The sequence below is a fragment of the Rhizobium moroccans genome, from assembly GCF_057559155.1.
In genome coordinates this window covers 1-8,924 of record NZ_JBHFJG010000030.1, presented here as the reverse complement: position 1 = coordinate 8,924, position 8,924 = coordinate 1, and the positions used below count along the sequence as shown (strand labels likewise).

Here is an 8,924-nt window from a genome sequence, read left to right as displayed (position 1 = left end):
GAGTTTTGGAGGTCTCCCGGCACCTAAGGTTTGCGACCGGTGCGCGGGGAGACCGTGTGTCCTGAATGAACCGCGCCGATTAGTTCGGGCGGTTCGCGCCTTCGTAGTAATCGCCGCGATTGATGGTCTGATCGTTCTGGGCGAGTACCGAGTGGTTGCCGCTGTTGATGCTGCCGGTGTGGCGGGCGTCGACATGCGACTGGGAGGCGTTCTTGTCTGCGCCCTGATAATAGTCACCAGCGGCAAGAGCGGCGCTGCCATAAGCTGCGGAAGCAACGAGTGCGGCAACGAGAGCAAAAGACTTGTTCATGTTCGTATCCTTTTCCTTTTGGGGTCTCCCGGCACTTAAGTTTGCGACCAGTGCACGGGAGATACGGTGTCTTGAATGAGCTGCGCCGAATTAGTTCGGGCGGTTTGCGCCTTCGTAGTAGTCACCACGGTTGATGTTGGCCTGATCGTTCTGGGCCAGAACCAGGTGGCCGTTGTTCTTGGCAGTGCTGTGGGTGCGGACGGTGTCGACCGCGACGGTAGCAGCATCCTTGGAAGCACCTTCATAATAGTCGCCGGCGGCGAGGGCTGCGCCACCAAAGGCGGCGGAAGCGATCAGGGCGGCGGCAAGGGTGGAGGTCAGAGACTTGGTCATTGATATAGTCCTTTCCGTCTGACGGAGGTTCGCTCTTGGGGTACGAACCGGGGAGAGTGATTTGCTGTTTACGGTGCTCATATCGGACCGATCGGTTCGATCCGGAAGACCCTCATTCGGGATACGACTGTCAATGAAATGTTGACGACCTGAGGTGGTGGTCTCGCATATGCGCCCTCCGGTTGATAGCCGTGCTTAATAAAGCTTTAGGAATGGGTGTTAATCGATTTAATCACGTCTGCGTTTTATAAATTGAGCAATTAATACAGTATGTTGCGTGTTTCCAAAATGGAATTAATCTAGGGTTGTGAGTGCTGTGCACAATGTGGCTTTTTCATGTCTTTTATGCGGCATTTAAATGAGGTTGGCATATTTCAAGAGTTTCACAAAACTGTGAAATGCAAAAATAGTTGCCAGAAGCGCGGTGGGAAAAGAGGCAGCGGCCTACCAACCGGGCAAAAAAATCTAGTTTGCCTCGCCTCTTCATGCAGAAAGCACGAGCTCCGGCAGCCGCGGCGAGGCGCCGCGACCGGGATAAATCATGCTTAGATGACAGCTATATGTACAAAGGGACGCTTAAGACCCACTCGATGAGCCTTCGGCAGATTTCATCACCCGCCCGTGCTCCGGTCGATCCTATAATATTAAAGACGCGTCCAGGTTTGCGACTTGCAGAGGATTTTCAGGACGCAGCCCTTCATCCGCAGCGAATTGCCCGAGACGGTGCCCGACCCGCTATAGGTCTTGTCTTCGGCCGGATCGGTGATCTGCCCGCTATATTGCCCGCCCGTGCCGGAAAGTCGGCCGATCTGCTTTCCCGCATGCTTGCCGGTGACCAGCGTCACGCAATAGGCGCCGCCGCAAGGGCCGATCTTCGCGGTTTCGCCGCTTGCCGTTTTCCAGTTTCCTTCGATTGCTTCGGCGGCGTTTCCGGCCGTTGCGGCAACCAGCACGAAAGCTGCCGCCAGCATCAATTTCTGCATCCTCGTTTCCCTCCCGATGCATGAGGCACGTTCATTGCGGACATGCCTTTTTCCTCCGGCCTTCCTCCAGAAAGCCGGTTCCCACAATATCTTACGCGAACGTAAAGGTAAATATGTGCGGAGGCCGGCTTCACCACCTCCGCGTCTGGTGCATCCGGCAAGGCTGACGCGATTCTTGGTTAGCAATCCGTTGAAATTCCAATTCTGAAGTTTTCGTAAAAATCCTGCAGAAGTCCTTAATAGGCAGGAGTTCCGATGTTTAACAAAAACTCAAATTTACCAATCATTTGAACTTTGTTTTCGGCAAATTAAGCATGCGTTTTAAGCGAGTTTTTGAAGGTTTCCGCGAAGGTTTGGGCATCAGACGAGCGGGAAACCCGCCGGCCGAGGGATCAAGAAGCCGCATGAAGACGGCGATCTCGAGGAGCCCGAAAGGGCATCGAAACAGGGACGATGAATAACAGGTACGAACAGGGATAAACCGATGGCACATTTCGAAACGCACATGTCCGAGCCCACCATGATGAGGGGAGAAGGACGCGCCGACGCTCTCTGTGAGATGGGAGTGCGGTACGCGACAGGCCGCGGGGTGGATCGCGATCTGGTTGCCGCGCACAAGTGGCTTAACATTGCCGCCATCAAGGGCTGCGATCGCGCCGCCGAGTTGCGCGCCGATCTGGTGTCGACGATGAGCAAGGCCCAGCTTGCCGAGGCGCTCCGCGCGGCTCGCGACTGGATGACGGTGCATTGAGTAGTGAGTAGTGATTAGCCGTTAGTGAGCAGAAATGCGGATTGCGCCAAGGTCCGCATGTGAAAGCTACTCACTACTCACTACTCACTACTCACTACTCACTACTCGCTACTCGCTTCAAAACCTGCGGCAGTGCCTTTGCCAGCAGCGTCATGTTCTCTTCCGGCCCGGTGCTGATGCGGATGCAGCGATTGAGCGGTGCCACGCCTGGCATACGAATGAAGACGCCGTGCTCCATCAATCCGTCGACGATCGCGCGGGCGTGGGCTCCGTCGCGGCCGCAATCGATGGCGACGAAATTGGTCGCTGAGGGCAGGGGGACAAGGCCGTTCTCGCGCGCGATCGCCGCGATCCGCTCCCGAGAGGCTTTTATCTTGCCGATCACTTCGGCTAGATAGGCCTGGTCCTTGAGCGCAGCGATTGCCGCCGCTACTCCGACTATGCTCATGCCGAAGTGATTACGGATCTTGTCGAAGGCCTGCGCCGTGCCGGGCGTAGAGATCGCGTAGCCGACGCGAGCGCCTGCAAGCCCGTAAGCCTTCGAGAAGGTGCGGGTGCGGATCACGTTGGGCAGGTCGATCAGCGCGGAGATCGGCGGTGTCGCCCCGGCGGGCGCGGTTTCGCAATAGGCCTCGTCGAGGATCATGAGGCAGGTTTCCGGCAGCGCCTTGGCAAAGGCCACGATGTTGTCGGCATCGTGCCAGCTTCCCATCGGATTGTCGGGATTGGCGAAATAGACGAGCGGCGCATTCTCCCGCTTCACCGCATCGAGAAGCCCTTCCAGATCCTCGCGGTCGTCCACATAGGGCACCGTGACCAGCCGCCCGCCATGGCCGGCAACGTGGAAGTTGAAGGTGGGATAGGCGCCGAACGAAGTTACGACCGGCATTCCGGGCTCGATGACGAGCCGCACGATGAGACCGAGCAGAGAATCGATCCCTTCGCCCACGGCGAGATTGTCGGACGAGCAGCCGAGATGGGCGGCGAGCGCCTGTTTCAGGAGAAAGTTCTCCGGATCGGAATATTTCCAGGTTTCCGTCGCCGCGGCACCGATCGCTTCGATCACGGAAGGCGCGGGGCCGAAGCCGTTCTCGTTCGCGCCGATGCGCGCCTTGACGGTAAGCCCCCGATTGCGCTCGATCGCCTCCGGCCCGACGAAGGGAACGGTTGCGGGAAGCGCGCCGACCAGCGGCGTGAAACGCGAAAATGCAGGCATGACGATGTCCCGGTTATGAAAGCCGGCACACAATAAGAGCGATTCTTTCCCATGCAAGGGCCGCGTCCGTTCACGACGTCCGCTCGCCGCGGAACCGCTTCTCCTCGTCCTTGAAGAGACGGCTCAGCCGCTCGATCACGAGGCGTATCTCCGGACGATGGCGATCGTCGTCATTGGCGACGATCCATATCGTGTGGGTGAGGTCCTCTATAATGTCACCCTGACGCCGAAGCCCAGGCTGCGAATCGCCCACGAAACACGGAAGGACGCCTCTGCCGTTGCCGCTGCGGATCAGCCGGGCAAGCAGGGCCGGCGAGTTCGTCCAGGTAAGAATGTCGGCCTCGTGATGCTGGAACACCCATTTGTCGGCGGGCGAAAAGGCATTCTCGGTGCCGATGGATATCCAAGGCAGCTCGTCGGAATCGGGAAGGTCCGAGGCCTTATATATAGCATAGGCGATGTCGACGGAGCGGCGCACCGCGACATTGCCGCTCTGCGGCCGGCGGTTGACGAGGCCGACATTCGCCTCCCGATAGGTGAAATCGACGCCTGCGTGCAGAGATTTGCAGCACAGGCGAAAGCGGTCCTCGCCGCCTCGGAGAGCTGGGATATTGTCGGCGATGAAGCCCGAAAGCCAGACATCGCTGCCGATCGAGACGATCGGGAGCGCAAAGGCCTTCCTGTGCCAGTCGGATATGCTTTCCGCCGTCCGGCGCATGGCCCGCACGTGTTCGAGCAGGACCTCGCCGTCCGGCGCCAGCCGGTATCCCTGTTGGCTGCGCACGAACAGGGTGCGCCCGGTCACCCTTTCGAGCGCCAGCATCCGCCGGCCGATCGTCGGCGCGCTGATGCCCGTGCGCTCGGCCGCGCCGCTGAGGCCGCCCTCCTGCGCCACATGGAAGAACAGTTTGAGGTCGTCCCAATCGGCATCCTTCATGGCGGCACCCTTATGCCTCAAACGGCGACTTCTCCATCTTTCAGCGGTGAAACGCGCCTTTCGCCGTCGCGTCTACAGGTCCGCTCCCAACCTCCCTAGCTGAACGGCAGGTATAGCCAAGACATTATAGATGGAGTGGATGCCATGCTTCTCAACTGGGTAAGGCTCTGGGAGCGTCTTAGGGACGAGGATTGCAAGAAGAAGAGCAATCCTCTTGCCGATCCGCTGGAGGGCACCGAATGGCGGGGTCTCCTCTGGGCGCTGCCGTTTCTCTCATGGGTTTCGGGCGGTTCTTCGCGCGCCGGCCGGAATCGGCCGGGCCGCCGCCTGCGATCGGAAAACGACGAACCTCAATGGCTCGTTTCGAAGTTCAGCCGCACGACGTGATGCAGGAATTCCGGATCGATCAGCATGTTGAAGCCGACCGTCAGCCTTTCCTCTTCCCGGCGGATGACCGTGCAGCCGATCTCGTCGTGGATGCCGAGGATTTCCAGGAAGAAATTGTTCGGCACCGGCATGTGCGGGGCGATTTCCAGTTCCGCACCATAGAGAGAGATGGAGTGGACGAGGCAGCGGAAATGCGTGGTCGTGCTCAACCGCCGGCCGACGAAGATGATTCTGCCTGGGCGATCCACGGTGAATTTCTGGAAGGCCCGGTCGCGCGGCGCGTCCCGTTTCGGGTCCTCGTCCATATTCAAGGGCATGGCACCCTCCTTTTCTCCTCATGCGGTCAGTCTAAGCCCAGATCGGCTGACGCATTCTGAAACAGATCATTAAAATGCCGTCTGTCCCGCGCGTTTTCGTCGCGCCATGGCTTCCGTGCGTACGCGCAACCGTCTGCGGTTGACGGGCAGGCGCGGCAGGGTTACGCCTCAACTGACGCGACATGCGTCATGTGGCGGATGTGTCAGGGGGATCGAGGTGACAGGCAGGCTGGTGATCGTCGGCGCGGGGCAGGCGGGTTTCGCGCTCGCCGCGAAGCTTCGCTTGCTGAAGGATGAACGGCCCATCACCCTGATCGGCGCCGAGGACGTGCCGCCCTATCAGCGCCCGCCGCTTTCCAAGAAATACCTGCTCGGCGAGATGGAATTCGACCGGCTGACCTTCCGCCAGGAAAACTGGTATGCGGAAAACCAGGTCGATCTGAGGCTTTCCACCCATGTCGAGGAGATAGACCGGGCCGCCAGGCGGGTGCGCATGCAGGACGGCTCCGTTCTGGACTATGAGACACTGGCGCTTGCGACCGGCTCCACGCCGCGCACACTGCCCGCCGCCATCGGAGGCGATCTCGACGGGGTCTTCGTGGTCCGCGACAAGCGCGATGCCGATCTGCTTTCCGGGGAGATGCGGGCCGGCCGGCGGCTTCTCATCATCGGCGGCGGCTATATCGGCCTGGAGGCGGCGGCGGTTGCCCGCCATCTCGGCGTCGAGGTGACGCTGATCGAAATGGCCGACCGTATCCTCCAGCGCGTCGCCGCCAAGGAGACCGCGGACGCCATGCGCGCCATCCACCTGCGGCACGGGGCGGTGATCCGCGAGAAGACCGGGCTCGTGCGGCTGCTCGGCGAAGGCGGCAAGGTGCGCGGCGCCGAGCTTTCCGATGGTTCGGTGGTCGATGTGGATGTCGTCATCGTCGGCATCGGCGTGATGCCGAATGACCGGCTGGCGCAGGAAAGCGGCCTTGATGTCGGAAACGGCGTAATCGTCGACGAATTCGGCCGCACCTCCGATCCTTCCATCTTCGCGATGGGTGATTGCGCCATGCTGCCCTGGAGAGGGCGGCGAATTCGTCTCGAATCGGTACAGAATGCCGTCGATCAGGCTGAAGCCGTGGCGACCGTTCTGGCGGGTGACGGCGAACCTTATGATCCGAAGCCCTGGTTCTGGTCGGACCAGTATGACGTGAAACTGCAGATCGCCGGCTTCAATCTGGGTTACGACGAGACGCTGGTGCGACCTGGAATGCGCGAGGGCAGCCTTTCCATCTGGTATTTCCGGGAAGGCGAGTTCATCGCCGTCGATGCGATCAACGATGCCAAGGCCTATGTCACCGGCAAGAAGATGCTGGAAGCGGGGATAGCGCCGGACAGGAGGGTGCTCGCCGATCCATCCATCGATCTCAAGCAGCTCCTTTCCTGACTCCTTTAATACTGGACGAACAACATGCCCGTGCCGAAGAATCACTTCAAAGCCGCCATTCGCGAGGATCGCCTGCAGATCGGCCTTTGGCTGAACATGGGCGAGCCGCTGCCGGCGGAGATTGCCGGAACCGCCGGTTTCGACTGGCTGGTGATCGACGGGGAGCACGGGCCGAACGACCTGCGCAGCATTCTGGCCCAATTGCAGGCGCTCGCGGCCTATCCGGTCGAGCCGGTGGTGCGCGTGCCGGTCGGCGAGCCGTGGATGCTCAAGCAGGTGCTCGATATCGGCGCGCGGACGATTCTCGTGCCCATGGTCGATTCGGCGGATCAGGCGCGCGAGCTGGTGCGCGCGCTGCGCTATCCGCCTAAAGGCATTCGCGGCGTCGGCGCGGCGGTGGGCAGGGCTTCCGCCTTCAATGCGGTCGCCGACTATGCCGATACCGCGGAGGACGAGATCTGCCTTCTGGTGCAGGCCGAGACCATGGCGGCGATCGCCGATCTCGAAAACATCGCGGCCATCGAGGGCGTGGATGGGGTCTTCATCGGTCCCGCCGATCTTTCCGCCGACATGGGCTATCTCGGCCGCATGGAAGCGCCGGAGGTGCAGGAGGTGATCGAAAAGGCGATCGCGACAATCACCGGCGCGGGCAAGGCCGCGGGCATCCTGACTTTCAGCGAATCACTCAACCGCCGCTATATCGATCTCGGCGCCCGATTCGTCGCTGTCGGCGCCGATGTGACCGAATTTGCCGCAGCACTTCGTGGGCTCGCATCCCGCTACGGCCGGGGCGGCGAACCTGCCGGACACAGGGCCGGCTATTGAGAATCGATCTGTCCGCGGCAAGCATCGCCCGAAGAGCCGGCGTTCGGCCAGCGTGTGAATGCCACCGAATCGCCGGATCTGCGTCAGATAATCCATCGGCTCCGCCAGGACGGCCCGCTGGAGAATCAGCGCGCGCGAGCGGGGATATCAATCTCCCTGGGAAGCAGTTCGGACGGTGTGATTCGTCCAAAACTTGGCGGATGAATTCACAAAGGCCTTGCATTCACAGGCTCTTCAACTTACTGAGGCCTCACCGGAGAGGTGGCCGAGTGGTCGAAGGCGCTCCCCTGCTAAGGGAGTATACGTCAAAAGCGTATCGAGGGTTCGAATCCCTTCCTCTCCGCCATCAACACCATGCGTTTCGGGGTTTTCCACACCCGCCCGCTCATCCACATTCGGCATCGCCCTTTGCGGGAAAAGCCGTTCCGCGATGAACCGCATCGGTTGTTGCGCCCATTTCCCCTATGCCTTTGCTAAGTAACTGGCACATAAGTCCTTTCTTAACGAAGGGTAAATGTTGATGCCGTCCTGCTCTCGCTTTTGTGTCCTTTCGGCAACAGCCTTCATCGAAGCAGGTCGGATGAGCTTGTTTGGCTGTAGTTCAAGATTGCATGGCCTTCGACGTCTTGTATTTTCACATTCGGAAGCGAGGCGGTGGATCGTCCGTTTTCTGGTAATCGCGGGGATGGGGCAGGGAACGCTGTCCTTCAGCAAAGAACCCAGACCCAAACGAAACTTTGACTGGAGGTCAAAATGAACATCAAGAGCCTTCTTCTCGGCTCCGCTGCTGCCCTCGCAGCAGTATCTGGCGCCCAGGCGGCCGACGCGATCGTGGCCGCTGAGCCCGAGCCGATGGAATACGTTCGCGTCTGCGACGCGTTCGGTACTGGCTACTTCTACATCCCGGGTACGGAAACCTGCCTCAAGATCAGCGGTTATGTCCGTGTGCAGGTCGATGGCCGCAGCGATTTCGATATCGATGGCGTGGAACTGCAGGACGGCGGTTACCGCACCAACACGCGTGCTCAGCTTCGCTTCCAGGCGAAGAGCGACACCGAGTTTGGTGAGCTGCACTCTCAGATCACGCTGCGCGCCAACAGCAACAGCGATGACGACTACTACCTCGAAGAGAGCTTCATCCAGCTCGGCGGTCTGCAGGTCGGTTACTTCTACAACTACTTCGATATCGGTCTGCCGGGTGAAACCGTTCTCTCCGACGGCGGTCCGATTGCTGGCGCTGACTACATCGGTGGCGACACCCTGAACAACTCGATCCGCTACACCTTTGCAACCGAGGCATTCCAGGCTTACATCCAGGGTGACGCTTTCAACTCGCAGGCTGGTTGGAAGACCGACGAAGCCGGTAACGACGACGAACTCGGCGTCAACGGCCTGATCGGCGGCACGTTCGGCGGCGTATCCGCTAACCT

The 8,924-nt window shown here is 60.2% G+C and carries 11 protein-coding genes and 1 tRNA gene; 6 read left to right on the top strand and 6 right to left on the bottom strand.

Annotated elements, in window-relative coordinates:
- Positions 1–79: 79 nt before the first annotated feature.
- The 3 genes from ACE04I_RS16120 to ACE04I_RS16110 all read right to left on the bottom strand — a co-directional run bounded on the left by ACE04I_RS16120 (position 80) and on the right by ACE04I_RS16110 (position 1,626).
- The gene (locus tag ACE04I_RS16120) at positions 80–310 is read right to left on the bottom strand and encodes a hypothetical protein (RefSeq protein WP_046795645.1); all 231 of its coding nucleotides are present in this window, start codon (positions 308–310) and stop codon (positions 80–82) included.
- A 90-nt stretch (positions 311–400) separates the two neighbouring features.
- A complete protein-coding gene (locus ACE04I_RS16115) occupies positions 401–643 on the bottom strand; it encodes a hypothetical protein (protein ID WP_046795644.1) in 243 nt (80 codons plus the stop codon).
- A 644-nt stretch (positions 644–1,287) separates the two neighbouring features.
- The gene (locus ACE04I_RS16110; RefSeq protein ID WP_046795643.1) at positions 1,288–1,626 is read right to left on the bottom strand and encodes a DUF2147 domain-containing protein; all 339 of its coding nucleotides are present in this window, start codon (positions 1,624–1,626) and stop codon (positions 1,288–1,290) included.
- Between the two features lie 484 nt (positions 1,627–2,110).
- Here ACE04I_RS16110 and ACE04I_RS16105 point away from each other — a divergent pair, with 484 nt between their 5' ends.
- Complete coding sequence (locus ACE04I_RS16105) at positions 2,111–2,377, top strand: SEL1-like repeat protein (RefSeq protein WP_046795642.1); 267 nt, start codon at positions 2,111–2,113, stop codon at positions 2,375–2,377.
- 94 nt (positions 2,378–2,471) lie between these two features.
- Here the strand turns inward: ACE04I_RS16105 and ACE04I_RS16100 are convergent, their stop codons facing one another.
- A complete protein-coding gene (locus ACE04I_RS16100) occupies positions 2,472–3,593 on the bottom strand; it encodes a pyridoxal phosphate-dependent aminotransferase (protein WP_487207282.1) in 1,122 nt (373 codons plus the stop codon).
- A gap of 70 nt (positions 3,594–3,663) precedes the next feature.
- A complete protein-coding gene (locus ACE04I_RS16095) occupies positions 3,664–4,530 on the bottom strand; it encodes a LysR family transcriptional regulator (RefSeq protein WP_046795641.1) in 867 nt (288 codons plus the stop codon).
- A gap of 144 nt (positions 4,531–4,674) precedes the next feature.
- Here ACE04I_RS16095 and ACE04I_RS16090 point away from each other — a divergent pair, with 144 nt between their 5' ends.
- Positions 4,675–4,917 (top strand): hypothetical protein, encoded by a 243-nt coding sequence (locus ACE04I_RS16090; protein ID WP_052760454.1) that lies wholly within the window; start codon positions 4,675–4,677, stop codon positions 4,915–4,917.
- On the opposite strand, the gene ACE04I_RS16085 is transcribed toward ACE04I_RS16090, so the two are convergent.
- The gene (locus tag ACE04I_RS16085; protein ID WP_046795640.1) at positions 4,881–5,234 is read right to left on the bottom strand and encodes a PilZ domain-containing protein; all 354 of its coding nucleotides are present in this window, start codon (positions 5,232–5,234) and stop codon (positions 4,881–4,883) included. The two genes, ACE04I_RS16090 and ACE04I_RS16085, sit on opposite strands and share 37 nt — an antisense overlap.
- Positions 5,235–5,451: 217 nt before the next feature.
- Here ACE04I_RS16085 and ACE04I_RS16080 point away from each other — a divergent pair, with 217 nt between their 5' ends.
- The 4 genes from ACE04I_RS16080 to ACE04I_RS16065 all read left to right on the top strand — a co-directional run.
- Positions 5,452–6,669, top strand: coding sequence for an NAD(P)/FAD-dependent oxidoreductase (locus tag ACE04I_RS16080; RefSeq protein WP_046795639.1), 1,218 nt, complete (start codon positions 5,452–5,454; stop codon positions 6,667–6,669).
- Between the two features lie 24 nt (positions 6,670–6,693).
- Positions 6,694–7,494 carry an aldolase/citrate lyase family protein gene (locus tag ACE04I_RS16075; protein WP_487207281.1) on the top strand — a complete coding sequence of 267 codons (801 nt, stop codon included), beginning with the start codon at positions 6,694–6,696 and terminating at the stop codon, positions 7,492–7,494.
- A 255-nt stretch (positions 7,495–7,749) separates the two neighbouring features.
- Positions 7,750–7,840: transfer RNA gene (locus ACE04I_RS16070), tRNA-Ser, on the top strand.
- A 407-nt stretch (positions 7,841–8,247) separates the two neighbouring features.
- Positions 8,248–8,924: porin (locus ACE04I_RS16065; protein ID WP_487207155.1), on the top strand; the 677-nt coding region annotated here is incomplete at its 3' end.

What these genes read in the sequence shown, in the direction of transcription:
- ACE04I_RS16120 (WP_046795645.1), bottom strand. Translation starts at nt 310, where the DNA reads ATGAACAAGTCTTTTGCTCTCGTTGCCGCACTCGTTGCTTCCGCAGCT.
- ACE04I_RS16115 (WP_046795644.1), bottom strand. Translation starts at nt 643, where the DNA reads ATGACCAAGTCTCTGACCTCCACCCTTGCCGCCGCCCTGATCGCTTCC.
- ACE04I_RS16110 (WP_046795643.1), bottom strand. Translation starts at nt 1,626, where the DNA reads ATGCAGAAATTGATGCTGGCGGCAGCTTTCGTGCTGGTTGCCGCAACG.
- ACE04I_RS16105 (WP_046795642.1), top strand. Translation starts at nt 2,111, where the DNA reads ATGGCACATTTCGAAACGCACATGTCCGAGCCCACCATGATGAGGGGA.
- ACE04I_RS16100 (WP_487207282.1), bottom strand. Translation starts at nt 3,593, where the DNA reads ATGCCTGCATTTTCGCGTTTCACGCCGCTGGTCGGCGCGCTTCCCGCA.
- ACE04I_RS16095 (WP_046795641.1), bottom strand. Translation starts at nt 4,530, where the DNA reads ATGAAGGATGCCGATTGGGACGACCTCAAACTGTTCTTCCATGTGGCG.
- ACE04I_RS16090 (WP_052760454.1), top strand. Translation starts at nt 4,675, where the DNA reads ATGCTTCTCAACTGGGTAAGGCTCTGGGAGCGTCTTAGGGACGAGGAT.
- ACE04I_RS16085 (WP_046795640.1), bottom strand. Translation starts at nt 5,234, where the DNA reads ATGCCCTTGAATATGGACGAGGACCCGAAACGGGACGCGCCGCGCGAC.
- ACE04I_RS16075 (WP_487207281.1), top strand. Translation starts at nt 6,694, where the DNA reads ATGCCCGTGCCGAAGAATCACTTCAAAGCCGCCATTCGCGAGGATCGC.